This is a genomic window from Streptomyces sp. NPDC048295, from assembly GCF_040652135.1.
GTDB lineage: Bacteria > Actinomycetota > Actinomycetes > Streptomycetales > Streptomycetaceae > Streptomyces.
Genome location: NZ_JBEZLL010000003.1, coordinates 238,287 through 261,651 on the forward strand (window position 1 = coordinate 238,287; position 23,365 = coordinate 261,651).

Annotated in this window: 22 protein-coding genes; 12 read left to right on the forward strand and 10 right to left on the reverse strand. The window is 71.2% G+C overall.

Annotated elements, in window-relative coordinates; all coding sequences use genetic code 11:
- Positions 1 to 4: 4 nt before the first annotated feature.
- Positions 5 to 208, reverse strand: a complete 204-nt coding sequence (locus AB0D53_RS05640; RefSeq protein ID WP_362440577.1) for a hypothetical protein — start codon at positions 206 to 208, stop codon at positions 5 to 7.
- 203 nt (positions 209 to 411) lie between these two features.
- Here AB0D53_RS05640 and AB0D53_RS05645 point away from each other — a divergent pair, with 203 nt between their 5' ends.
- The 3 genes from AB0D53_RS05645 (at position 412) to AB0D53_RS05655 (ending at position 3,052) form a co-directional block, all read left to right on the forward strand.
- Positions 412 to 1,620 carry a hypothetical protein gene (locus AB0D53_RS05645; protein ID WP_362440580.1) on the forward strand — a complete coding sequence of 403 codons (1,209 nt, stop codon included), beginning with the start codon at positions 412 to 414 and terminating at the stop codon, positions 1,618 to 1,620.
- Between the two features lie 146 nt (positions 1,621 to 1,766).
- Positions 1,767 to 2,381: a CGNR zinc finger domain-containing protein gene (locus AB0D53_RS05650; protein ID WP_362440583.1), complete on the forward strand. Its 615-nt coding sequence runs from the start codon at positions 1,767 to 1,769 to the stop codon at positions 2,379 to 2,381.
- A 116-nt stretch (positions 2,382 to 2,497) separates the two neighbouring features.
- Positions 2,498 to 3,052, forward strand: coding sequence for a GNAT family N-acetyltransferase (locus AB0D53_RS05655; RefSeq protein ID WP_362440586.1), 555 nt, complete (start codon positions 2,498 to 2,500; stop codon positions 3,050 to 3,052).
- 10 nt (positions 3,053 to 3,062) lie between these two features.
- Here the strand turns inward: AB0D53_RS05655 and AB0D53_RS05660 are convergent, their stop codons facing one another.
- The 3 genes from AB0D53_RS05660 to AB0D53_RS05670 all read right to left on the reverse strand — a co-directional run bounded on the left by AB0D53_RS05660 (position 3,063) and on the right by AB0D53_RS05670 (position 6,686).
- Positions 3,063 to 4,631: an FAD-dependent monooxygenase gene (locus AB0D53_RS05660; protein WP_362440589.1), complete on the reverse strand. Its 1,569-nt coding sequence runs from the start codon at positions 4,629 to 4,631 to the stop codon at positions 3,063 to 3,065.
- Positions 4,632 to 4,701: 70 nt separating this feature from the next.
- Entirely contained in the window at positions 4,702 to 5,682 is a 981-nt protein-coding gene (gene rarD / locus AB0D53_RS05665; protein ID WP_362440592.1) for an EamA family transporter RarD, read from the reverse strand.
- A gap of 143 nt (positions 5,683 to 5,825) precedes the next feature.
- Positions 5,826 to 6,686, reverse strand: a complete 861-nt coding sequence (locus AB0D53_RS05670; RefSeq protein WP_362440595.1) for an SDR family oxidoreductase — start codon at positions 6,684 to 6,686, stop codon at positions 5,826 to 5,828.
- A gap of 154 nt (positions 6,687 to 6,840) precedes the next feature.
- Here AB0D53_RS05670 and AB0D53_RS05675 point away from each other — a divergent pair, with 154 nt between their 5' ends.
- Entirely contained in the window at positions 6,841 to 7,185 is a 345-nt protein-coding gene (locus tag AB0D53_RS05675) for a helix-turn-helix domain-containing protein (RefSeq protein WP_362441029.1), read from the forward strand.
- Positions 7,186 to 7,196: 11 nt separating this feature from the next.
- Here the strand turns inward: AB0D53_RS05675 and AB0D53_RS05680 are convergent, their stop codons facing one another.
- From AB0D53_RS05680 to AB0D53_RS05705, 6 genes are all read right to left on the reverse strand, one after another.
- Positions 7,197 to 9,152: an APC family permease gene (locus tag AB0D53_RS05680; RefSeq protein ID WP_362440598.1), complete on the reverse strand. Its 1,956-nt coding sequence runs from the start codon at positions 9,150 to 9,152 to the stop codon at positions 7,197 to 7,199.
- A gap of 100 nt (positions 9,153 to 9,252) precedes the next feature.
- Positions 9,253 to 10,311, reverse strand: a complete 1,059-nt coding sequence (locus AB0D53_RS05685) for a 2-oxoacid:ferredoxin oxidoreductase subunit beta (protein ID WP_362440601.1) — start codon at positions 10,309 to 10,311, stop codon at positions 9,253 to 9,255.
- Positions 10,304 to 12,259: a 2-oxoacid:acceptor oxidoreductase subunit alpha gene (locus tag AB0D53_RS05690; RefSeq protein WP_362440604.1), complete on the reverse strand. Its 1,956-nt coding sequence runs from the start codon at positions 12,257 to 12,259 to the stop codon at positions 10,304 to 10,306. Before AB0D53_RS05690 ends, AB0D53_RS05685 begins: the two co-directional genes overlap by 8 nt.
- A 318-nt stretch (positions 12,260 to 12,577) precedes the next feature.
- Positions 12,578 to 13,252 carry a response regulator transcription factor gene (locus AB0D53_RS05695; RefSeq protein WP_177328130.1) on the reverse strand — a complete coding sequence of 225 codons (675 nt, stop codon included), beginning with the start codon at positions 13,250 to 13,252 and terminating at the stop codon, positions 12,578 to 12,580.
- 123 nt (positions 13,253 to 13,375) lie between these two features.
- Positions 13,376 to 14,731 (reverse strand): sensor domain-containing protein, encoded by a 1,356-nt coding sequence (locus AB0D53_RS05700; protein ID WP_362440607.1) that lies wholly within the window; start codon positions 14,729 to 14,731, stop codon positions 13,376 to 13,378.
- Between the two features lie 338 nt (positions 14,732 to 15,069).
- Complete coding sequence (locus AB0D53_RS05705; protein ID WP_362440610.1) at positions 15,070 to 16,287, reverse strand: sensor domain-containing protein; 1,218 nt, start codon at positions 16,285 to 16,287, stop codon at positions 15,070 to 15,072.
- Positions 16,288 to 16,456: 169 nt separating this feature from the next.
- Between AB0D53_RS05705 and AB0D53_RS05710 the strand changes: the two genes are divergently transcribed.
- Genes AB0D53_RS05710 through AB0D53_RS05745 form a run of 8 tightly spaced genes read left to right on the forward strand, consistent with a single transcriptional unit; the run spans position 16,457 to position 23,340 of the window.
- Complete coding sequence (locus AB0D53_RS05710; protein ID WP_189544080.1) at positions 16,457 to 16,858, forward strand: NADH-quinone oxidoreductase subunit A; 402 nt, start codon at positions 16,457 to 16,459, stop codon at positions 16,856 to 16,858.
- Entirely contained in the window at positions 16,849 to 17,517 is a 669-nt protein-coding gene (locus AB0D53_RS05715) for an NADH-quinone oxidoreductase subunit B family protein (RefSeq protein ID WP_362440614.1), read from the forward strand. The genes AB0D53_RS05710 and AB0D53_RS05715 overlap by 10 nt, the downstream gene beginning before the upstream one ends.
- Entirely contained in the window at positions 17,514 to 18,767 is a 1,254-nt protein-coding gene (locus AB0D53_RS05720) for an NADH-quinone oxidoreductase subunit C (RefSeq protein WP_362440617.1), read from the forward strand. Before AB0D53_RS05715 ends, AB0D53_RS05720 begins: the two co-directional genes overlap by 4 nt.
- On the forward strand, positions 18,764 to 19,732 hold the full coding sequence (locus AB0D53_RS05725) for a complex I subunit 1 family protein (RefSeq protein ID WP_072485588.1): 969 nt from the start codon (positions 18,764 to 18,766) through the stop codon (positions 19,730 to 19,732). Before AB0D53_RS05720 ends, AB0D53_RS05725 begins: the two co-directional genes overlap by 4 nt.
- The gene (locus tag AB0D53_RS05730; RefSeq protein ID WP_362440621.1) at positions 19,732 to 20,382 is read left to right on the forward strand and encodes an NADH-quinone oxidoreductase subunit I; all 651 of its coding nucleotides are present in this window, start codon (positions 19,732 to 19,734) and stop codon (positions 20,380 to 20,382) included. The genes AB0D53_RS05725 and AB0D53_RS05730 overlap by 1 nt, the downstream gene beginning before the upstream one ends.
- Positions 20,379 to 20,933: an NADH-quinone oxidoreductase subunit J gene (locus AB0D53_RS05735; RefSeq protein ID WP_362440624.1), complete on the forward strand. Its 555-nt coding sequence runs from the start codon at positions 20,379 to 20,381 to the stop codon at positions 20,931 to 20,933. The genes AB0D53_RS05730 and AB0D53_RS05735 overlap by 4 nt, the downstream gene beginning before the upstream one ends.
- Positions 20,933 to 21,343, forward strand: coding sequence for an NADH-quinone oxidoreductase subunit NuoK (gene nuoK, locus AB0D53_RS05740; protein WP_362440626.1), 411 nt, complete (start codon positions 20,933 to 20,935; stop codon positions 21,341 to 21,343). Before AB0D53_RS05735 ends, nuoK begins: the two co-directional genes overlap by 1 nt.
- Positions 21,340 to 23,340, forward strand: coding sequence for an NADH-quinone oxidoreductase subunit L (locus tag AB0D53_RS05745; protein WP_362440629.1), 2,001 nt, complete (start codon positions 21,340 to 21,342; stop codon positions 23,338 to 23,340). Before nuoK ends, AB0D53_RS05745 begins: the two co-directional genes overlap by 4 nt.
- The last annotated feature ends 25 nt before the right edge of the window (positions 23,341 to 23,365 follow it).

The following is a 23,365-nucleotide window of genomic DNA, read 5'->3' on the forward strand; positions in this document are numbered from 1 at the left end:
GTGGTTACTTGATCGGTTCGTCAATGGACACGCTGACGGCGAAAGCCGCTCCGTGCCTTCCGAGTTGGGGTCGTGCGGCCGGGTCGGCGGCGGCCGTGACGCAGTTGCCGCCGTTGTTGCGGTACGAGGACTTGAGGCCGTCGCTCTGCCGGAACGCGGCCCGCTCGACCAGGAGCGGCGCCCCGCTGCTCGTGACGGTTCCCGGCACGCACTGTGCGTACCTGGTCTCCGTGCGGCGCGCACGCGGGTAGCGGGACGAAAACAGGCCGACTTCGCATGCCGGGCACGTTAAACAATTCCCGCGCCTGCTCCATCAGATGGGGTGAACCCCGCGGCATGGAGGAGTGACACGCCCGGATCGGCGCCCAGGATGACGTCGTCCCGCCCACCCCTCCCACAAGGAGTACGACCATGTCCGCGACGACCGAACCCAACGTAGGTTCGTTCACCCTCGGCGGTCCGCTGACCGCCGGACCCGCCAGGGCCGTCGAGGTGCCGGAGCACGAGGAGTGGCCCCTGCCGAACGGCTTCGCCTGGGTGTTCCCCGGTGAGGGCAACCGCGGCAATCTCGTCCGGCCCGTGATCATGGCCGACGGTTTCAACCTCGGCCGGAGCAAGCTCGACGAGCTCTACCAAGGGCTGGAGGGCGGCGACTTCCCGTTCATCAGTGAGCTGCGCCGGCGCGGCAGGGACGTGATCCTCCTCGGCTTCGAGGAGCGCAGCGCGTCGATTCTGGAGAACGCGGAGGCGGTCGTGGCCGCTATCATGCGGGCCTCCGCCGAGCAGGTGGGCGACGCCCGTCTGGTCGTCGGCGGGTTCAGCATGGGCGGCATCGTCACCCGCTACGCGCTTGCCAAGCTGGAGACGCAGCGGATGGACCACCGGACCGCGCTGTACTTCTCCTACGACAGCCCGCACCGCGGCGCTTCCGTCCCGGTGGGCGTGCAGGCGTTCTCCCACTTCATCCCCTTCCCGAACAACTTCGCGAAGCAGATGGACAGCCCGGCCGCGCGCCAGATGCTGTGGCGGCACTACGACAAGGACACCGGCAAGATCGGCGTCGCCCCGGAGCGCACGGAGTTCCTGGCCGCTCTGGACCGGGTCGGCGGCTGGCCGCAGCGGCCGATGAAGATCGCCGTGGCCAACGGCCGCGCCGACGGGGTCGGCCTGCCCGACGTGAAGCCCGGCGATGTCGCGCTGCGGATCGACCGGATCTACCCCGGCACCACCTTCTACACCCAGGCCCAGGGCGACGACGTGACGGTCGCCTACCTGAACCGGCGGTTCCCCAAGGCCGAGAAGACCATCACGACCGACGGGTTCCCGGAACTGGACGGCGCGCCGGGCGGAACCCTGCACACGTACAAGATCCTCTCCGACACCTTGGAGAAGCTCGGCGGCAAGGTGGAACTGCGGCACGAGGACGTGTGCTTCGTCCCCTCGGTCAGCGCGGTCGCGGTCCGTGACGTCGAGAAGCAGGACGACCTGTACGTGAACATCGACGGACTGCCGCCGCAGGAGAGCGAACTGGACGACTTCCTCTGTTCGTCCACGACCACCGCGCACACGGCCATCACCGAAGAGCTGTGCACCTGGCTCATGGACCGGCTCCCCGACTGATCCTCGCCACGTGCACGACTGGGGGCTGCCGTCCGCCGACATGAGGTGGACGGCGGCCCCTTCGTCGATCCGCACTCCGGCCGGCCTCCGGCGAGAACACCCGGCTCCTGCTGCCGGCAGTCGCGGAAACCTTTTATGGTGGATGCGTGATCGAGCCCTCGACGGACGTGCCCGGGCTGACCCTTCATGCGCCGGGGGGCCGCTCCTACCGCTTCGATCCCGGGGCCCTGTGCCTGGAGCTGCTGCCCACCGGCGGGTACGCGCGGTACGCGGCGTACGAAGTGCTGCACACCCCCGAGGACCTGGTGCGCTGGGCGGGGGAGAGCCGGCTGCCGGGCGGTCTGTCGCTGTCGGTGAGTGCGGAAGAGCTGGTGCGGGCGCACGAGTTGCGCGGAGCGCTGTGGAATCTGACCGCCGACCGGGCGCACGGCCGCGCCCTCGACCGGTCCGATCTCGCCGTGGTGAACGCGGTGGCGGCCGAGCCGCCGCTCATTCCCCGTATCGACCCCGGAAGCGGGTCTCTCGCCGTCGTCCCGGACGCCACCGGCGCTGCCCTGCTCTCGACGGTCGCCCGGGACGCGGTGGAGCTCTTCACCGGTCCGTACGCAGGCCGCATCCGTGAATGCGGCTCCGACAGCTGCAAGCTGCTCTTCGTCGATACCTCGCGGCCGGGCCGGCGGCGCTGGTGCGCGATGGAGCGCTGCGGAAACCTCCACAAGGTACGGGCGCACCGTGCCCGGCACTCCCCGAAGGGGACATGATGCCCACAGGGCTGACGAAGGACGCGGGCCGGGAGACCGGCGTCCCGTGCACTGGCAGCGCGTGATGGACGAGGTCGCGGCGGCGCTCGTCCGAGGCCGGCTGGAAGACTCGTGGCGTGACGGATCGGATCGAGACCCCCTCGGGGCTGCTGCTGCGGCCTTGGTGTGCCCATGACGTGACGGCGGTGCTCGACGCGTTCGCGGAACCTGCGATGCGGCGCCAGGCGGCCCGACCCGTCGGATCGGTGGCCGAGGCGGAGCGCTGGCCGGCGGACCGGGAGGAGAGCCGCGCGGTGGGCTCGGCCTTCGCGTTCGCCGTGGTCGGGACCGATGGCACGGTGCTGGGCAACGTCCAGGTGGGGGCGCTCGACCGTACGCACGGCACGGGCTGGGTCTCGTACTGGACGACGGCTCCGGCCCGGGGCCGGGGAGCGGCGACGGGCGGATGCCGGGCCCTGGCCTCCTGGGCCTTCCGGGAACTGGGTCTGTTCCGGCTGGAGTCGGGCCACCGTACGAACAACCCGGCATCGTGCGCGGTCGCCCGCGCGGCAGGGTTCGTGGTGGAGGGGATCCAGCGGCAGAAGCTCGCGTACGACGGTGTCCGGTACGACGTCGAGCTCCACGCCCGGCTGGCCACCGACCCGGAGCCCGCGCCGCACCCGCCCTCGTAAGGAATCCCCGTCAGGCCCTGCCGCCCAGCCGGTCGAGGTAGGCGCCGATCGTCCCGCTCTTGGTGGCCGGGGTGATCAGGGCCACGTGGTTGTCGGGGCGGACCAGGACGAGGAGGGCGGTGGCCGGGGCGACGCCGTACGCCGTGCGGGCGTGGCCCGCGTCGTCGGTCAGGTCGCGGGGGGTTCCGGCGTCCACCCCGTACGCCCGCACCGTGTCACCGTACGCGGACTCCGTCGCCCGCAGCGTCTCGGACGTGTCCGGGCCGAAGCCCAGCAGGGTGAAGTGCGGGCCCGCGAACGCCTCGAACAGGCGGGTCGGCGCGCCCGTCGTGGTGTCGCGGCAGGGGGCGTCCGGGGCGCGGTCGCCCGCCCGCAGCCGGGGGGTGGAGCCGGGGGCGGAGAGGGAGCTCCAGGGGTAGCCGAGGCCCAGGCCCGCGGTGTCCCGGGAGAGCGCCGAGTCCAGGCCGCCGCCCGGCTGCCGGATCGCTTCGAGGGTCGTCCGCAGCCGCTCGGCGGTGATGTCCAGAGTCCAGGAGGCGACGGGAAGCCGCTCCTCCTCGTAGGTGTCCAGCAGGCGGGCGTCCGACCGGCCCTCGACGACCCGGGCGAGCTTCCAGCCCAGGTTGTACGCGTCCTGGATCCCGGTGTTCATGCCCAGCCCGCCGGCGACGGAGTGCACATGCGCGGCGTCCCCGGCCAGCAGCACCCGGCCCACCCGGTAGCGGTCGGCCATGCGCTCGTTGACCCGGTACGTCGACAGCAGGGTGGCCTGCGAGAGACGGGCCTCCGGGAGCCGGGTGTGCTTGGCGAACAGGCGCCGGAAGCTCTCCAGCGAGGGCGGTACGAGGGCTCCCGCCGCGTCGCGCTCCGGCCCGGCCTGGAACCACCAGCCCGTGCGCGTACCCGGGATCGGGCACAGCATCACGGCGCCGTCCTCGTCGAACCACTGGTGCCAGATGCCGCGGTCGAGGCCGTCCACCTCCACGTCCCCGCAGACCATCGCCTGCTCCTCGGTCGTCCTCCCCTCGAACGGGACGCCGAGCATCTTGCGCACCGGGCTGTGGCCGCCGTCGCAGCCCACCACGTACCGCGCCCGCACGCTCCGGCCGTCGGCGAGCGCCACGGTCACCGACTCGGGTCCCTGCGACAGACCGACCGCCTCGGAACCGAGCTCCACGTGCACGCCGTACTCCGCCAGGCGGTCCCGCAGGATCTCCTCCAGCTGCCACTGGGCGATCAGCCGGCCCTGGGCGTACGGGGTGTCCGGCGTGGGGTGCGAGGACGCGGACGGATCGGCGTCGGCGACCGGCAGCCCGTCGCGGTACTTGCGCATCGGCAGCGGTCCCGAACCCGCGGCCAGCACCCGGTCGGCGACGCCCAGGTCCTCCAGCACCTCCAGGGAGCGGGGGTTGGGGCCCTTGGCCCGTGAGCTGCGCGGGAATCCGGGGGACCTCTCGATGATCCGTACACCGACCGAGCGCCGGGCCAGGTCGCAGGCGAGGGTCAGGCCGGTCGGACCCGAGCCGACGATCAGTACGGGGGCGGGGACGGTCGTGGTGGCAGGCGCGGTTGCGGACATGCGGGCTCCTCGGTCGCGGTTCCGTGGACACCCAGGGAAACGTAACCGAGTTAAAAAAGCAACCAGGTAACTAAATCTGTACCTGCGGGGCGGGCTCGTCGGCCGGCGGATTCGGGCGCGGTGCCTGCTGCCGCGCCGCCTGCCGGGCCTCGCGCACCTGGATCCTCGTCCGCCGCGCCGTCCGGAACGCGTCCCAGGTCAGCAGGATGAGCGCCAGCCACACCAGGGCGAACCCGGCCCACCGCTCCGGCGGCATCGCCTCGTGGAAGTAGAGGATGCCGAGCACGAACTGGAAGACCGGCGCCAGGTACTGCAGCAGGCCCAGCGTGGAGAGCGGCACCCGGATCGCCGCCGCGCCGAACAGTACGAGCGGGACGGCCGTGACGAGACCGGCCGAGGCCAGCAGGGCCGCGTGGCCGGCGCCGTCGGAGGCGAACGTCGACTCGCCCCGGGCGCCCAGCCACAGCAGATAGCCGAGCGCGGGCACGAACATCACGGCGGTCTCGGCGGTGAGCGACTCCAGGCCGCCCATGTCGACCTTCTTCTTCATCAGTCCATAGGTCGCGAAGGAGAACGCCAGGACCAGCGAGATCCACGGCGGCCGCCCGTAGCCGATCGCCAGCACGAGCACCGCCGCGAAGCCGGTGCCGACCGCCACCCACTGCACGGGGCGCAGCCGTTCGCCCAGGAGCAGGACGCCCATGGCTATGGTGACCAGCGGGTTGATGAAGTAGCCGAGCGAGGCCTCGACGACATGACCGTTGTTCACGGACCAGATGTACAGGCCCCAGTTGACCGTGATCGTGGCCGCGGCCACCGAGATCAGACCGAGCTTCCTCGGCTGCCGGACCAGCTCGCCGATCCAGGACCAGCGGCGCAGCACCAGCAGGGCGACGGCGACGAAGCCCAGGGACCAGACCATGCGGTGGGCGAGGATCTCGATCGCGCCGGCGGGCTTCAGCAGCGGCCAGAAGAGCGGGACGAGCCCCCACAGACCGTAGGCGCCGATGCCGGACAGGAGTCCCGCCCGCTGTTCGTTGATCCCCTTCACGGGCCCTCCAGGCGTGTCTGCGTCAACTGCACGAAGGTAGCGCCGGGGAGGGCCCCATGTCATACCCGTATCGGGATACGGTCATGACATGGGGCCCCTGAGGTGCGGGTGAACGGGTGTGACGCAGCCGCCTTCCGCAGGTGTTACGCGGCCGCCACCGCGGCCGCCACCGTCTCGGCGAGCGGCGTCGTCGGACGGCCGGTCAGCCGGGCCAGGTCGCCGCTCGTGGTGGCGAGCAGGCCGCGTCCGATCGCCTCGTCGACGTCGACGAGGATCTCCGCGAAGAACTCGGGCACGCCGGCGCCGACCAGGATCTCCTGGTGCACGGAGGCCGGGACGTTCTTGTACGCGATCTCCTTGTCGGTGGCTTTCGAGATCTCCGCCGCGTACTCCGCCAACGACCAGGCGACGTCGCCGCTCAGCTCGTAGACCGCGCCGATGTGGCCCTCGCCGGTCAGCACGGCGGCGGCCGCGGCGGCGTAGTCGGCGCGGGTGGCGGAGGCGACCCGCCCGTCGCCCGCGTTGGCGACGACGGCGCCGTGCTCCAGGACCGGGGCGAGGTTCGCCGTGTAGTTCTCGGTGTACCAGCCGTTGCGCAGGAAGGTGTGGGGCAGTCCGGAGTCGAGGATCAGCTGCTCGGTGGCCTTGTGCTCGTCGGCCAGCCGGAAGTCGGCGTCGGGGCCGCCGAGGACGCCGGTGTACGCGAGCTGGGCGACGCCCGCCGCCTTCGCCGCGTCGATGACCGCGGTGTGCTGGGGCACGCGCCTGCCGACCTCGCTGCCGGAGATGAGCAGGACCCGGTCGCCCGCCCGGAAGACGTCCTTGAGGGACTCCGGCCGGTCGTAGTCCGCGATGCGGAGCTCGATGCCGCGGGCGGCGAGCGCGGCGGCCTTCTCCTCGTCGCGCACGACGGCGACGACCTCGCTCGCGGGCACGGTGGCCAGCAGCTGCTCGACGACGAGGCGGCCGAGCGCTCCGGTGGCTCCGGTGACGACGATGCTCATGGGGGGTTTCTCCTCTTCGGTGGCGCTTGTCCTTGTTCGGGCTCGCACGACTCACCGTAAGGGGTGCACTTACCAATCGAAAGTACCCACTTTGAAGTAAGGTACTGGTGTGAAGGTGAGCGACCTGGGGCCTCGGGCCGATACGAACGGGCAGATGTGCCCCTCCCGGCTGGTGCTCGAACATGTCACCAGCCGCTGGGGGGTCCTGATCCTGATCGCACTGCTGGAGCGCCCGTACCGCTTCAGCGAACTGCGCCGCGAGGTGGGCGGCGTCAGCGAGAAGATGCTGGCCCAGACCCTCCAGACGCTGGAGCGCGACGGCATCGTGCACCGGGACGCGAAGCCCGTGATCCCGCCGCGGGTCGACTACTCGCTCACCGACCTGGGCCGGGAGGCCGCCGAGCAGGTGCGGGCACTGGGCCGCTGGACCGAACACCGTCTGAGCGCGGTGCAGGCGGCGCGCGAGACCTACGACGCGCGCAAGGCGCACGCCCGGTAGCGCCCGCGCGGTCACTCCGGCTGCGGCGCGCGTCCCTCCTCCAGCTCGCGCAGCGCACGCGACACGTCGAACGGCAGGATCGTCACCGCCACGTGCGGCAGCTGGCCCAGCGTCTTGGCCATCTGCTCGCCCGTGCCCCGGTGCAGCAGCTTCCCGAGCCAGTTGGTGTACATCCGCCGCGGCACCAGCACCGTCAGCGAGGTCCGGCCGTCCTGTGTGGTGCGGGTGGCGAGCTCCTTCATCGCGTGGCGCAGCCGCCGGTCCGGGCACGCGACCAGCTCCAGGGAGACGGACGTGGCCGCTGTCGCCTCCCACCGGGCGGCCAGCCTCCTGCCGTGCGCCTCGTCGATCGCGAAGTGCACCGCCCGGATCTCGTCAGGGCGCAGCTCGTGCGCGTACCGCAGCGCCTTGATCGTCGCCAGGTCCAGCGTCTCGACGAGGACGAAGACCAGATGGCGCAGATCCCGGGGCCGGTCGGCGCCCGGTGACTGGAGGCTCTGGAGCGCCGCGGCCTCGCGCCGGTACTCGCGGTTGATCCGCATCAGCGCCCACACACCGAGCGGGAAGATCACCACGACCAGCCAGGCGCCCTCGGTGAACTTGGTGACCGCGAAGATCAGCACGACGGCGGCCGAGATGACCGCGGCGAGCGCGTTGACCGCGATCTTGGTCCGGCGGTACCGCTCCCGGCGCCGCAGGTGGTACGCGGTGAGACCGGCCCCGGCCATGGTGAAGGCGGTGAACACGCCGATCGCGTACAGCGCCACCAGCCTGTCCACGCTGGCCCCGGTGACCAGCAGCAGCGCCAGCGAGACGACGGTCAGCGCGATGATGCCGTTGGAGAACGCCAGCCGGTGCCCGCGCCGGGTCAGCTGCCGGGGCAGGAACCGGTCCTCGGCGACGAAGCTGGCGAGGAACGGGAAGCCGGTGAACGGTGTGTTGGCGCCGGTGTAGAGGACCAGCGCGGTCGCCAGCTGCACGAAGACCAGCCCGACCGTCCCCAGCGGCCCGCCGCCGAAGGCGAGATGGGCCTCCTGCGCGATGACCGTCGGGGTGCCGTCGGTGTACGGGACGGCATGGGTGAAGTGCGCCAGCGTGGAGACGCCGAGGACCAGGACGCCGAGCACACAGCTCATCGCGATCAGCGTGCGGCGGGCGTTGCGGCCCTGCGGTTCGCGGAACGCGGAGATGCCGTTGGAGATCGCTTCGAGCCCGGTGAGGGACGAGCCGCCGTTGGCGAACGAGCGCAGCACGATGAAGAGCGAGGCGCCGTAGAGCCAGCCCTCTCCCTCGGTGCCGAGCGGTACGACCCCGGCGGCGTGCAGATCGGCTTGCGGCAGCTCACCCGTGAGCCCGCGCACCGCGGCGACGACGAGGACGAGCCCGACGGCGGCCATGAAGAGATAGGCGGGCAGCGCGAAGGCCCGGCCCGCCTCGCGGATCCCGCGCAGATTCCCGTACGCGAGCAGCGCGATGACACCGACGGAGACCGGGAGCTGCAGGTGGTCGAGGCCGGTGAAATCGTTGCCGACCAGATGGGCGAGCGAGATCAGGGCGTTGGTGCCCGCCGAGACCTGGACGGCGACGGTGACGATGTAGTCGACGAGCAGGGCCACGGCGGCGATCTGCGCGATGTTCGGCCCGAAGTTCTCCCGCGCGACGACATAGGACCCGCCCGCCCGGGTGTAGATCATGACGACATCGCTGTAACAGAGCGTCAGAAGCAGCAGCACCAGCAGGATCGCGCCGGTCACCGGCATCAGAAGCGTGAAGGCGGCGGCCCCGACGACGGGCACGAGGACCCGGAGCATCTCCTCGGAGCCGTACGCGGACGAACTGATGCAGTCGGAGGCGAGCACCCCGAGCGCCGTCCGGTTGTTCAGCTTCTCCTCGCTGATGCGCTCGGTGGTGAGCGGTTTGCCGAGCAGACGCCGCTTGATGCGGTACACGGGACGGTCCAGGGTCATGGCCACATCGTGCGCGGTGACCGGCCGCACCCCTGGGACGCCGTCGCCGGACGGGCCGAAATTCAGCCCGTCCGGCGACGGCGCGATCCGGACGCCTGGCTCAGCCGACGACCGTCCAGTTGTCGTTGCCGGCGAGGAGCGCGGCGAGATCGCCCTTGCCCTTCTCGTCGACGGCGGTGTCGAGCTGCTCCGCCATGAGGGTGTCGTAGACCGGGCGGTCGACGTCGCGCAGGACGCCGATGGGGGTCTGGTGGAGGGTGTCGGGGTCGGCGAGGCGGGAGAGGGCGAAGGCGGTGGTCGGGGAGGCGCTGTGGGCGTCGTGGACGAGGATCCGGGACTCGTTCTCCTCGGTGACCGTCACGACCTTCAGGTCCCCGGTGGCCGGGTCGCGGACGACGCCCTTGCCGTTGTCCGCGCCGAAGCGGATGGGCTGTCCGTGCTCCAGGCGGATGACCGCGTCCTGCGCCCGGTCCTTGTCCTTCAGGGCCTCGAACGCGCCGTCGTTGAAGATGTTGCAGTTCTGGTAGATCTCCACCAGCGCCGTGCCCGGGTGGTCGGCCGCCGCGCGCAGCACGCTCGTGAGGTGCTTGCGGTCGGAGTCGATGGTGCGGGCCACGAAGGAGGCTTCCGCGCCGATGGCCAGGGAGACCGGGTTGAAGGGCGCGTCCAGCGAGCCCATCGGCGTCGACTTGGTGATCTTGCCGATCTCGGAGGTGGGGGAGTACTGGCCCTTGGTGAGGCCGTAGATCCGGTTGTTGAAGAGCAGGATCTTCAGGTTCACATTGCGGCGCAGGGCGTGGATGAGGTGGTTGCCGCCGATGGACAGGGCGTCGCCGTCACCGGTGACGACCCAGACGGACAGGTCGCGGCGGGAGGAGGCGAGCCCGGTGGCGATGGCCGGGGCGCGGCCGTGGATGGAGTGCATCCCGTAGGTGTTCATGTAGTACGGGAAGCGGGAGGAGCAGCCGATGCCGGAGACGAAGACGATGTTCTCCTTGGCGAGGCCGAGTTCGGGCATGAAGCCCTGGACGGCCGCGAGAACGGCGTAGTCGCCGCAGCCGGGGCACCAGCGGACCTCCTGGTCGGACTTGAAGTCCTTCATGGACTGCTTGGCCTCGGCCTTGGGCACCAGGTGCAGGAGTTCATTGGTGTCAGGCATCGATGGCCTCCTTGAGTGCCGTCGCGAGCTGTTCGGCCTTGAACGGCATGCCGTTGACCTGGTTGTAGCTGTGGGCGTCGACGAGGTACCTGGCCCGGACGAGGGTGGCGAGCTGGCCGAGGTTCATCTCGGGGACGATGACCTTGTCGTAACGTCCCAGGACGTCGCCGAGGTTCTTCGGGAAGGGGTTCAGGTTGCGCAGATGCGCCTGCGCGATGGGCTGTCCGGCGGCGCGGAGCCGGCGGACGGCGGCGGTGATGGGGCCGTAGGTGGAGCCCCAGCCCAGCACCAGGGTCCTGGCCCCGGAGGGGTCGTCGACCTGGAGGTCGGGGACCTCGATGCCGTCGATCTTGGCCTGGCGGGTGCGGACCATGAGGTCGTGGTTGGCCGGGTCGTAGGAGATGTTGCCGCTGCCGTCCTGCTTCTCGATGCCGCCGATGCGGTGTTCGAGACCGGGGGTGCCGGGCACCGCCCACGGCCGGGCCAGGGTGTGCGGGTCGCGCTTGTAGGGCCAGAACACCTCGGTGCCGTCGGCCAGTTCGTGGTTGGGGCCGGTGGCGAACCGGACGCGCAGATCGGGCAGCTCGTCGATCTCGGGGATCTTCCACGGCTCGGAGCCGTTGGCGAGATAGCCGTCCGAGAGCAGGAACACCGGAGTGCGGTACGTCAGCGCGATCCGGGCGGCGTCGAGCGCGGCGTCGAAGCAGTCCGCCGGGGTCCTGGGGGCCACGACCGGGACCGGGGCCTCGCCGTTGCGCCCGTACATCGCCTGGAGCAGATCGGCCTGCTCGGTCTTGGTCGGCAGACCGGTGGAGGGGCCGCCGCGCTGGATGTCGACCACGATCAGCGGCAGCTCCAGGGAGACGGCGAGCCCGATCGTCTCCGACTTCAGCGCCACCCCGGGCCCCGACGTCGTCGTCACCGCGAGGGAACCCCCGAAGGCCGCGCCCAGCGCCGCCCCGATCCCCGCGATCTCGTCCTCGGCCTGGAAGGTCCGCACACCGAAGTTCTTGTGCTTGCTCAGCTCGTGCAGGATGTCGGAGGCCGGGGTGATGGGGTACGAGCCCAGGTACAGCGGCAGGTCCGCCTGGCGGGACGCGGCGATCAGCCCGTAGGACAGCGCCAGGTTCCCGGAGATGTTGCGGTACGTACCCGTCGGGAAGGCCTGCGCGGCGGGTGCCACCTCGTAGGAGACGGCGAAGTCCTCCGTCGTCTCCCCGAAGTTCCACCCGGCGCGGAACGCGGTCACGTTCGCCTCGGCGATCTGCGGCTTCTTCGCGAACTTGGCGCGCAGGAACGCCTCGGTCCCGTCGGTCGGGCGGTGGTACATCCAGGAGAGCAGCCCGAGCGCGAACATGTTCTTCGAGCGCTCGGCCTCCTTGCGGGAGAGCCCGAACTCCTTGAGCGCCTCGATCGTGAGGGTGGTCAGCGGCACCGGGTGGACGCTGTACGCCTCCAGCGAGCCGTCCTCCAGCGGACTGGTCTCGTAACCGACCTTCGCCATCGGCCGCTTGGTGAACTCATCGGTGTTCACGATGATTTCCGCACCGCGCGGCACATCGCCGATGTTCGCCTTCAGCGCGGCCGGGTTCATCGCGACCAGCACGTTCGGCGCGTCACCGGGCGTGAGGATGTCGTGGTCCGCGAAATGCAGCTGGAACGAAGAAACCCCCGGCAGGGTCCCTGCGGGGGCGCGGATCTCGGCGGGAAAGTTCGGCAGCGTCGACAGATCGTTCCCGAACGACGCGGTCTCCGAAGTGAAGCGGTCACCGGTGAGCTGCATACCGTCTCCGGAGTCACCCGCGAAGCGGATGATCACCCTGTCGAGGCGGCGGATCTCCTTCTCGCCGGCGCCCGCATGATCGGAGCGTGGGGCCCGCTGGCCCCCGACGAGCGCCTCGCCGGCCTCATCGGCCTGTCCGGCTGGGCTACTGACCTGGCTGGTCACTGAACTGGACCTCCCTCTGGGCGGCTGCTCGGGACCCTCCGGCCCGCCGGTGGTCCCCATGCCCACCCTACTTCTGTAAGGGTCGCCTTCCCTGGATCGGTCACATGGTGGACGCCATTTTGGGACGCGATTCGATACCGGTTTGTCACGTTTTGCAAGCCCCCCAGCCGTTCGGTGAAGACGCCGTGCACTCATTCTTTGGTGCTAGGACCCCGGGTGACGGTTTCCGGGCGCAGGCACCCCGCTCCGGTCGCCGCGACGGCCGTGACCAGCCGCTCGCGGTGACCGTCGGCAGTTATCTGACAGAGTGTCAGGTCCTCAGGAGTTCAGGTAGGTCAGCACGGCCAGCACCCGGCGGTGATCCCCGTCACTGGGGGACAGGCCCAGCTTCAGGAAGATGTTGCTGACGTGCTTCTCCACGGCGCCGTCGCTCACCACGAGCTGCCTGGCCACCGCGGAGTTCGTCCGCCCCTCGGCCATCAGACCGAGTACCTCGCGCTCGCGCGGCGTCAGCCCGGCCAGAACGTCCTGTTTACGACTCCGGCCCAGCAACTGCGCCACCACTTCCGGGTCCAGCGCCGTCCCGCCCTGCGCCACCCGGACCACCGCGTCCACGAACTCCCTGACCTCGGCGACCCGGTCCTTCAGCAGGTAACCCACACCCCGGCTGGACCCGGCCAGCAACTCGGTCGCGTACTGCTCCTCGACGTACTGCGAAAGGACCAGCACCCCGATCCCCGGATAGTCCTTCCGCAGCCGCACCGCGGCCCGCACGCCCTCGTCGGTGTGGGTCGGGGGCATCCGCACATCGGCGACCACCACATCGGGCAGCGCGTCCTGCCCCGCCAGATCGCCCACCGTCTTGATCAGCGCCTCGGCGTCCCCGACTCCGGCGACGACGTCATGTCCCAGATCGGTCAGCAGCCGGGTGAGCCCTTCCCGGAGCAGCACCGAATCCTCGGCGATGACTACTCGCACCCTGTCCTCCACCATGAAGCCGTATCCCCCACTGTTCGCCGGTCCCGTGTGTACGGTCTCCAGCATCCCAGCATCGGCGGGGTGGTGCCTCGGCCGCCGGGTGGAGTTCTTCCGCCCCGGGGTGGAGGCCGTCCGGGCTCAGCCGCGCCACGGCAGCTCGGCGGTGATCCGGGTCGGGCCGCCCTGCGGGGAGTCCACGACCAGGACGCCGTCCACCGCGCCCAGCCGCTCGGTCAGCCCGGCGAGCCCGCTGCCCGAGGACGCGTCGGCGCCGCCGCGTCCGTCGTCGGTGACCTGGAGCATCAGCCGGTCCGCCGCCCGCCACACGTCGACCGAGGCGCGCGTCGCCCGTGCGTGCTTGCTCACGTTCTGCAGCAGCTCGGAGACGGTGAAGTACGCGATGCCCTCGATCGCCTGGGCCGGCCGGGAGGCCAGATCCACCTCGACCGTGACGGGGACGGTGCAGCGGGAGGCGATGGCGGAGAGTGCGGCGTCGAGTCCGCGGTCGGTGAGGACGGCGGGGTGGATGCCGCGGGCGAGGTCGCGGAGTTCCTGGAGGGCGACCTTGACCTCGCCGTGGGCCTCGTCGACCATGCGGGCGGCGGCCTCGGGGTCGTCGGTCAGTTTCTCCTTCGCCAGACCCAGATCCATGGCGAGGGCGACGAGGCGGGCCTGGGCGCCGTCGTGCAGATCGCGTTCGATGCGGCGCAGGTCGGCGGCGGCCGTGTCGACGACCACCCCCCGGTCCGACTCCAGCTCCGAGACGCGGGTCGCCAGCCGGGACGGGCCGAGCAGCCCGGCGACCATGACCCGGTCCACGCTCACCAGACCACGGATGATCCACGGCGTGACAAGGACGAACGCCAGGCCGATCGCGCTGGTCAGGGCCAGTTCGACGGAGGAGTCGAGGCGGACCTCGTGGGCCCGGTCGCTGTAGAGCTGAATGCCGCCCCGACCGGCGTACGCCGGGAAGATCCAGCGCCACAGCGGGTACGTGAAAGCGGTCCACCCGGTCGACCAGAACGTCACCGAGACGCAGAAGGCGAAGATCGCCCACGGCATGTGCAGCAGGGCGTAGAGCAGATGCCGCCAGGACGCCCCGCTCTTGAGGACCGCCCCCACCCAGGACATCATTCCGCCGGTCCGGCCGCGGGCCGGCTCCGGGGCCGCCACGTCCATCCCCAGCAGTCCGCGCGCCCGTGCCCGTTCCATCGCGCCGAAGCCGCGGCACATGGCCAGCGCACCGGCCAGGACCGGCACCCCGAGGAAGGTGATCAGCAGACCGACGCCCAGCGTCGTCATGGTGATCGAGAGGCTGAACAGGACGATGCCGATCGGCAGGCTCAGCAGCAGATATGTGAACTCGCGCCAGGTCCTGCCCTCGACGGGCGCGCGCAGAGCGGCGGGAAAGAAGTGCTTCACCGGGGGTTGGTCCCCGAAGCCGGCCCCGGACCGCTGGTGGTCCCGAGTGTCCGGTCCGTATGCCGTGGCCATGGGTGCTGTCCGTTTCTTCTCATCCGCATCGGCTGTTGCCATCATGACAAGGGTGCTGTTTCGCGGGGCGGCCCACCATGAGGGGGCCATCCCTCTTCGACCGGGGGTTTTCCCCACCGTGGAGGCGCGCCGCACGGCCCTGCGCGGCCCTGTACGGCCTTGTACGGGCCCCGGCCTCCGCGGCGCGAGCCCGGGAAGCCGGCGGTGCTCGGCCGGGGAGGCCGGCACGATCCGGACGAGGTGCCCTGGCGGCGCACGATCTCCCCGGTGTGGCAGTGGCGGCGCAGGGCCGCGTCCCCGTGCGGCCCTGGCGGCGCACGGCCGCCCCGGCCGCGGCCCTAGCGGCGCACGGCCGCCCCCGTGCCCTTCGGTTTCTTGTCCGTCCGCTGGTCACGGTCCCGCCAGGGCAGTTCCGCGGTGACGGTCGTGGGTCCGCCGACCGGTGAGTCGAGGACGAAGAGCCCGTCGACGGCGCCCAGCCGCTCGGCCAGCCCCGCCATTCCCGTACCGCCGTCCATCCGGGCCCCGCCGTGTCCGTCGTCGGTGACCTGGAGCATCAGCCGGTCCCCGGTGCGCCACACCTCGACCGAGGCCGAACGCGCCGCGCTGTGTTTGCTCACGTTCTGGAGCAGCTCGGAGACGGTGAAGTACGCGATGCCCTCGATCGCCTCCGCCGGGCGCCCCGGCAGGTCCACGCCGACCGTGACGGGGACGGTGCAGCGGGAGGCGATGGCGGAGAGTGCGGCGTCGAGTCCGCGGTCGGTGAGGACGGCGGGGTGGATGCCGCGGGCGAGGTCGCGGAGTTCCTGGAGGGCGACCTTGATCTCGCCGTGGGCCTCGTCGACCATGCGGGCGGCGGCCTCGGGGTCGTCGGTCAGCTTCTCCTTCGCCAGGCCCAGGCCCATGGCGAGGGCGACGAGGCGGGCTTGTGCGCCGTCGTGCAGATCGCGTTCGATGCGGCGCAGGTCGGCGGCGGCCGTGTCGACGACCACCCCCCGGTCCGCCTCCAGTTCGGCGATCCGGCGCTCCAGTTCGTCGGAGGGCGAGAGCAGCCCGCGCACCATCGACCGGTCCACATTGCTGAGGAGGCGTGCGATGTGCGGAAGCACCGGCCACAGGACGATGAGGCTCACGAGCGTCACCGCGAAGGTGAGCACGCCCCAGGGCAGCCGGATGAAGGAGTACAGCACGGACCGCCAGCCCACCGGGTCCTTGAGGCTCGACCACAGCCAGGGGAAGAACCCCGTGTCCCGGCGGGCCAGATCCATCGGGCTCGGCTCCTCGACGCGCACCCCGAGCATCGCCCGCGCCCGTCCCCGCTCGGCCTTGCCGATCAGCCGCGCCCCGTGCAGCCCGAGGGCGAGCAGGGGCAGACCGATCACCGTGACCGCGAGCCCCACGCCTACGGCGACCATGAACACCGTGTAAACAAACCCGACGATGGCCACGGGGAGATTGACCAGGAGGTGGCCGATCTCCTTCCAGGTCCATCGATCGAGAGCGAGGCGGGCGGGCGGCGGCCGGTCGTTGTCGGGCACCTGGGGGCTCATGGTCATGGCCCCAGCCTGCCGGGCCGGACCGGCGCACGCCATGGGGCTCATGGGTGAGGTGGAGTAGGGATAACCCCACCCCATGTCCGATGCGGCTGCTTACCGTCTCTTTAACAGGGCCTAGACTCCCGTGCGTACGGATCACCGGACGGATTCCAGGGAGCGAGGGGCGGACGTGGCGGACCTGCCGGAATCGACCGTTCTCGCGTCGGACTATTTCCACGGCTATTCAGTGGTCGGGCTGCTCGCCGTGATCGGCGTGCTGTTCGTCGCCGTCGCCTTCGGGGCCGGCCGGCTGCTGCGCCCCGTGGTCCCGACGCCGGAGAAGCTTCTGACGTACGAGTGCGGCGTGGACCCGGTGGGTGAAGGATGGGCACATACCCAGGTTCGTTATTACGTCTATGCCTTCCTGTACGTGATCTTCGCCGTCGACTCGATCTTCCTGTTTCCGTGGGCGACCGTATTCGCGGCGCCCGGATACGGGGCGACGACGCTGGTCGAAATGTTCATCTTCCTCGGTTTCCTGGCCGTTGGACTGCTCTACGCATGGAAGAAGGGCGTCCTCGAATGGACGTGACCAGCCCGCGGGCCGACGAGGGACCCGAGCCGCAGCCCGTACCGACCTTCCTGCCGGAACCCAAGCGGCTCGGCGTCCTGTCGCGCCTGGCGCCCGAGCCCATGAAGGTGGTCCTGAACTGGGGCCGCCGCTACAGCCTCTGGGTCTTCAACTTCGGGCTCGCCTGCTGCGCGATCGAGTTCATCGCCGCCTCCATGGCACGGCACGACTTCATCCGGCTCGGTGTGATCCCGTTCGCGCCCGGGCCGCGCCAGGCCGACCTCATGATCGTTTCCGGCACGGTGACCGACAAGATGGCCCCGGCGGTGAAGCGTCTGTACGAGCAGATGCCGGAGCCCAAGTACGTCATCTCCTTCGGCGCCTGCTCCAACTGCGGCGGCCCGTACTGGGACTCGTACTCCGTGACCAAGGGCGTCGACCAGATCATCCCGGTCGATGTCTACGTCCCCGGCTGCCCGCCCCGGCCCGAGGCGCTCCTCCAGGGCATTCTCAAGCTCCAGGAGAAGATCGCCCGCGAGTCGCTGGGGGAGCGGTACGCGACGGGTGGCAGCCGTCCCTCCACCGCGGCGCTGCGCAGCGGCCTGGTCGCGCCCCCGCAGACCCCGCCCCAGGACCCGTCCGAGGCACAGGCTCCGGCTCCCGGGGAGGACCGCGCATGACCACCGGCCCCGCCGACGCCTACGACCGCCTGCCGGACGCCGCCGCCGAGCTCTTCGGCGAGGACGCGACGGCGGAGTACGCGTACGACCTGCTGACCGTCGATGTACCGGCGGCCTCCTGGATCGCGGCCCTCGAAACGGCGCGCGACGGGCTGGGCTGCACGTATTTCGACTGGCTGAGCGCGGTCGACGAGCCGGGCACCGGATTCCGGGTCTGCGCCCATGTCGCGGCCCTGGCCCCGGGCAGGGTGCGCCGGCTCATGATCCGTACGACCGTCCCGCACGAGGCGGCCGTCCTGCCCACCGCCGTCGACGTCTACGCGGGCGCCGCCTGGCACGAGCGCGAGACGCACGAGATGTTCGGCATCGGCTTCGAGGGCCACCCGCACCTGGTGCCGCTGCTGCTGCCCGAGGGCTTCGAGGGCCATCCGCTGCGCAAGGACTTCGTGCTGGCGGCGCGCGTCGCGAAGGCGTGGCCCGGCGCGAAGGAGCCCGGCGAGTCGGAGCACGGCGGCCCGAAGCGGCGCACGATGCTGCCGCCCGGTGTCCCCGACCCGAACGACTGGGGCCCCCTGAAGGGCCAGCTCCCGCCCGCCCCGTCCCGCCCGGCCCGCACCCCGCGCGCGGCGGGCGACCGCCCGGTGCGCCGTGCCCGCAGCGCGAGCGAGGGCTCGGCCGCCCAGCGGACGGCGGCGGCAGCAGCCCCGGAGCCGGGCACGGGCACGGAGCCGGGCACGGGTACGGAGCCGGCGCCCCGGGCCACGGCCCCGCGCCGCACCCGCAGCGCCTCCCAGGGCTCGGCGAGCCAGCAGTCGAAAACGCCACAGCCGGAGCCAGGCACGGAGCCGGGCACGGGTACGGAGCCGGCGCCCCGGGCCACGGCCCCGCGCCGCACCCGCAGCGCCTCCCAGGGCTCGGCGAGCCAGCAGCCGAAAACACCACAGCCGGAGCCGGGCACGGACACGGAGCCGGACACGGAGCCGGACACGGAGGCAGGCACGGAGGCAGGCACGGAGGCAGGCACGGGTACGGGCGCCGGGACCGGCGCCGAGCCGCGCACGGCCCCCAGGACGGCAGAGCCGGGTTCCGCAGCCGGCGACGCCCCGTGGCACCACGCCCGTCCGGCCTTCGACGCGGACACCGACAAAGGCGCCGACAAGGGCACCGGCACAGATGCCGGTCCCGCCCCCGGCCCCACCCCCGACCCCGACACCACCCCCGACCGACCCGCCGGAGGCGATACCGAGTGAACGACGTACTGGACGTCGCCCTCCGCCTCGTCATCGTCTTCGCCGTGTTCATGGTCCTCCCGCTCGTCGTCGGGCAGACCGAGCACAAGGTGATGGCCCACATGCAGGGCCGCCTCGGCCCCATGTACGCCGGCGGCTTCCACGGCTGGGCCCAGCTCGTCGCGGACGGCGTGAAATTCGCGCAGAAGGAAGACATCGTCCCGGCCGGGGCCGACCGCCGGATCTTCCAGCTCGCGCCGGCCGTCGCGCTGCTCCCGTACCTCCTCGTACTCGTCGCGATCCCGATCGGCCCCGGTGAGGGCGCGGTCGGCCAGGTCGTCGACGCGGGCATCTTCTTCGTGCTCGCCGTCATGGGCGTGGGAGTGCTCGGCTCGCTGATGGCCGGCTGGGCGTCGGCGAACAAGTTCTCCCTTCTCGGGGGCCTGCGCACCGCAGCCCAGCTGCTCGCGTACGAGCTGCCGATGCTGCTCGCCGCCGCCTCCGTCGCGATGGCGGCCGGAACCGTCTCCCTCCCGGGCATCCTCGACGCCTTCGAGTGGTGGTGGCTGCCCTGGCAGATCGTCGGCGCACTGGTCTTCTTCGTGGCCGGACTCGCCGAGCTGCAACGCCCGCCGTTCGACATGCCGGTCGCCGACTCGGAGATCATTTTCGGGGCCTACACCGAGTACACCGGCCTGCGCTTCGCCCTGTTCCTGCTCGCCGAGTACGCGGGCATCGTCGTGCTGTGCGGCCTGACCACCGTGCTCTTCCTCGGCGGCTGGCACGGCCCGTTCGGTGCCGACGGACTCGGCTGGGTCTGGACGCTCCTCAAGACCGCGGTGCTCGCCTTCGTCGTCATCTGGCTGCGGGTGTCCTACCCGCGGCTCCGCGAGGACCAGCTGCAGAAGCTCGCCTGGACCACACTCATCCCGCTCGCTCTCGCGCAGATCGCGCTCACCGGCATCGTGAAGGTGGCGATCAGCTGATGGCCTCGTTGCCCCCGCCCTCCCGCCCTCGCATCCCCGGCTCCGGACTGGCCAAGGGCCTGGCCGTCACCCTGCGGACGATGACGAGGAAGACAGTCACCGCGCAGTACCCGGACGTCCAGCCCGAGCTCCCGCCCCGCTCCCGGGGCGTCATCGCGCTGTTCGAGGAGAACTGCACGGTCTGCATGCTCTGCGCCCGCGAGTGTCCCGACTGGTGCATCTACATCGACTCCCACAAGGAGACGGTGCCCGCCACAACCCCGGGCGGCCGCGAACGCAGCCGCAACGTCCTCGACCGCTTCGCCATCGACTTCTCCCTCTGCATGTACTGCGGTATCTGCATCGAGGTGTGTCCTTTCGACGCGCTGTTCTGGTCACCGGAGTTCGAGTACGCGGAGACGGACATCCTCGAACTCACCCATGAGCGCGACAAGCTCCGCGAATGGATGTGGACGGTGCCGGAACCGCCCGCGCTCGACCCGGGCGCCGAGGAGCCGAAGGAGATCGCCGCCGCCCGCAAGACGGCGGAGAAACTCGAAGCCCAGCGCGCCCAGGAAGCTCAGCAGGCTCAGGAAGCTCGGCAGGCTCAGCAAACCCAGCAGAACCAGGAAGCCCAGCAGAACCAGAGGGAAGCGGAGGGGGAGGAGTGACACTCGCAGCCACCGCGGCCCACCCCGGCTTCCTCTCCCCTACCGGCGTCGAGATCGCCTTCGTCCTCGTCGGCATCGCCACCCTCGGCGCGGCCCTCGTCACCGTCACGACCAAGCAACTGGTGCACGCCGCGCTCTGGCTGGTCGTGGCGCTCGGGGGGCTCGCCGTCGAGTACCTCCTGCTCACCGCGGAGTTCATCGCCTGGGTGCAGGTACTGATCTACGTCGGTTCCGTGGTCGTCCTCCTGCTCTTCGGGCTGATGCTCACCAAGGCCCCCATCGGCCGCTCCCCGGACGCCGACTCGGGCAACCGCTGGGCGGCCCTCGCCGTGGCGGCCGCCTCCGCGGGCGCGCTCGTCTGGGTCGTCGTCGACGCCTTCCGCACCACCTGGATCGACCTGGACGGACCCGCCCGGGGCTCGACCGAGGCGACCGGCTCCTTCCTCTTCCGGCACTGGGTGCTGCCGTTCGAAGCACTCTCCGTCCTGCTGCTCGCCGCCCTCGTCGGCGCGATCGTCCTGTCCCGCAAGCGCGGTAAGGAGCAGAGCTGATGCACCTCGCCTATCCCGCCGTGCTCGCCGCCCTCCTCTTCTGCACCGGGCTGTACGGCGTGCTCGCCCGGCGCAACGCGATCCTGGTCCTGATGTCCGTCGAGCTGATGCTCAACGCCGTCAACCTCAACCTGGTCGCCTTCGACGTCTGGCTCCGCGACACCCTGCACGCCGGCCAGGCCCTCACCCTCTTCACCATCGCCATCGCGGCGGCGGAGATCGGCATCGGCCTGGCGATCGTCCTGGCCGTGTACCGCAACCGCGGCAGCTCGGACGTCGACCGCCTACGCGACACCGCCGAGACCGACGCAGCCGAAGCCCTGCCGGACGACGACACCGACACCGGCAACGAAGAAGACCAGGCCACTGCTGCGGCAGGGAAGGCAAAGAAGGCAGAGGCCACCGCGTGACCACCACGACCCTCGCCGTCCTCGTCCCCCTCCTTCCGTTCCTGGGCGCCGCGGCCGGTCTCCTCCTGGGACGCACCGCCCCCGGCTTCGTACGCCCCGTCGCCGTACTGCCCACGCTCGCCGCCGCCCTTCTCGCGGCCGTCGTCGCCGCACGCCAGGGCGGCGGCCGGGCCATCGACGCCGCGACCCAGCTCACCCCCACCGGCTCGGTCCCGATCGACCTCGCCCTGCACCTCGACGGCTTCGCGGTCCTCGTCGCCGTCCTGGTCGGGCTCGTCGCGAGCTGCGTGCAGATCTACTCGACCGCCTATCTGCGCGACGACCCCCGCTACCCCTCGTACGCGGCCCTCGTCTCCCTCTTCACCTCCGCGATGCTGCTCGTCGTCTACTCGGGCGACCTGATGGTGCTGCTGGTCGGCTGGGAGATCATGGGCATCTGCTCGTACTTCCTCGTCGGCCACTACTGGGAGACGCCCGAAGCCCGCGCCGCCTCCCTCAAGGCCTTCCTGGTCACCAAGCTCGGCGACGTCCCCTTCCTGATCGGTCTGTTCGCGCTCGCCGCCGACACCGGCACCTTCCGCATCACCGGCATCCTGGGCGCCGTCGCCAACGGCGGCCTCGACCACCCCACCCTCATCGCCCTGCTGCTCCTCGCGGGCGTCGCCGGAAAGTCCGCGCAGTTCCCCCTGCACACCTGGCTGCCCGACGCGATGGCCGGCCCGACCCCCGTCTCCGCGCTCATCCACGCCGCGACGATGGTCGCCGCCGGCATCTACTTCGTGGCCCGGCTCCTCCCCGTCTTCGCCCAGTCCGGCGCGGCCCTCGTCGTACTCGCCGTCATGGCGGCGATCACGATGATCGGCTCGGGACTCGCCGCCCTCGCCCAGGACGACATCAAGCGGGTCCTCGCCTACTCGACGATCGGCCAGCTCGGCTACATGGCCGGTGCCCTGGCCGTCGGCGACCGCGGGGCCGCCGTGTTCCACCTCCTCTCCCACGGCGCGTTCAAGGCCGTCCTCTTCCTCGCGGCCGGCGTCGTCATCCACGCCGCCGGAACCAACTCGCTGGCCGCCATGTCCCGCATGGGCGGCCTGACGAAGCGCATCCCGGACGCCTACTGGACGATGACCGTCGCCCTGCTCGCGCTCGCCGCCATCCCCCCGTTCGCCGGCTTCTTCTCCAAGGAAGCCGTCCTCGTCGCCGCCGAGCACACCGCGCTCGGGGACCGGCACGTCGCCCCGGCCGCCGCCGGCTGGACCGTACTCGTCGCCGGACTGCTCGCCGCCGTCCTCACCGCCGCGTACGCCACCCGCCTCTGGCTCCTCGCCTTCCGGGGCCGCGGCGCCGAGGCCCCGGACCACGGCAGGCAGCCCGTCGCGATGACCGCCGTCCTCTGGGTCCTCGCCGTCCCCACCATCGCCTTCGGCCCGACCGTCGGCGTGATCACCGACTGGTTCGACGGCCACAGCCTCACCCCGACCGTCACCACCGCCGTCCTCTCCACGGGCGTCGGCCTCGTCGGAGGCCTCGTCACCTACGGCGCCTGGCGCCACACCTCGGCGCTCGCCGCCCGCACCCCCGTCGGCACCGTCGTCGCCCACCCCGAAGCCGAACCCGCCCTCATCGAGGCCCAGGCCATGACGGCACACACCGCCGCCTACGGAGCCGACGGGGACGCCCCCGACCCGGCCGACCCGGGCCGCCTGCTGCTCGGCCCGCTCCACCACCACGCCGCCGCCGGCTTCCACCTCGACGCCCTGTACGCGGTGCTGTTCGTCCGCCCCGTCCAGGCCGCGGCGAGCCTCGTCCGCTTCCTGGACCGCGAGGTCGTCGACACCTACGTACGCGGCTCCGGAGCCGTCGCACGCGGGCTCGGCGCCGCCGTCCGCCGGGCCCAGACCGGCAACGTGCAGACCTACCTCAGCGCACTGCTCGCCGGTTCGCTGGTCCTGGCGATCGCCGCCGTCGTCTTCGCCAACGTCAACGCCGGGTCGTGAGCCGTGATCGATATCAGTGAATCCG

Bases quoted from the DNA above. Each gene is read 5' to 3' on its own strand.
- AB0D53_RS05685 (WP_362440601.1), bottom strand. From the start codon at position 10,311: ATGCCTGACACCAATGAACTCCTGCACCTGGTGCCCAAGGCCGAGGCC.
- AB0D53_RS05675 (WP_362441029.1), top strand. From the start codon at position 6,841: ATGTGCCCCTCCCGGCTGGTGCTCGAACATGTCACCAGCCGCTGGGGG.
- AB0D53_RS05730 (WP_362440621.1), top strand. From the start codon at position 19,732: ATGGCCTCGTTGCCCCCGCCCTCCCGCCCTCGCATCCCCGGCTCCGGA.
- nuoK (WP_362440626.1), top strand. From the start codon at position 20,933: ATGCACCTCGCCTATCCCGCCGTGCTCGCCGCCCTCCTCTTCTGCACC.
- AB0D53_RS05680 (WP_362440598.1), bottom strand. From the start codon at position 9,152: ATGACCCTGGACCGTCCCGTGTACCGCATCAAGCGGCGTCTGCTCGGC.
- AB0D53_RS05645 (WP_362440580.1), top strand. From the start codon at position 412: ATGTCCGCGACGACCGAACCCAACGTAGGTTCGTTCACCCTCGGCGGT.
- AB0D53_RS05670 (WP_362440595.1), bottom strand. From the start codon at position 6,686: ATGAGCATCGTCGTCACCGGAGCCACCGGAGCGCTCGGCCGCCTCGTC.
- AB0D53_RS05715 (WP_362440614.1), top strand. From the start codon at position 16,849: ATGGACGTGACCAGCCCGCGGGCCGACGAGGGACCCGAGCCGCAGCCC.
- AB0D53_RS05705 (WP_362440610.1), bottom strand. From the start codon at position 16,287: ATGACCATGAGCCCCCAGGTGCCCGACAACGACCGGCCGCCGCCCGCC.
- AB0D53_RS05720 (WP_362440617.1), top strand. From the start codon at position 17,514: ATGACCACCGGCCCCGCCGACGCCTACGACCGCCTGCCGGACGCCGCC.
- AB0D53_RS05660 (WP_362440589.1), bottom strand. From the start codon at position 4,631: ATGTCCGCAACCGCGCCTGCCACCACGACCGTCCCCGCCCCCGTACTG.
- AB0D53_RS05700 (WP_362440607.1), bottom strand. From the start codon at position 14,731: ATGGCCACGGCATACGGACCGGACACTCGGGACCACCAGCGGTCCGGG.
- AB0D53_RS05695 (WP_177328130.1), bottom strand. From the start codon at position 13,252: ATGGTGGAGGACAGGGTGCGAGTAGTCATCGCCGAGGATTCGGTGCTG.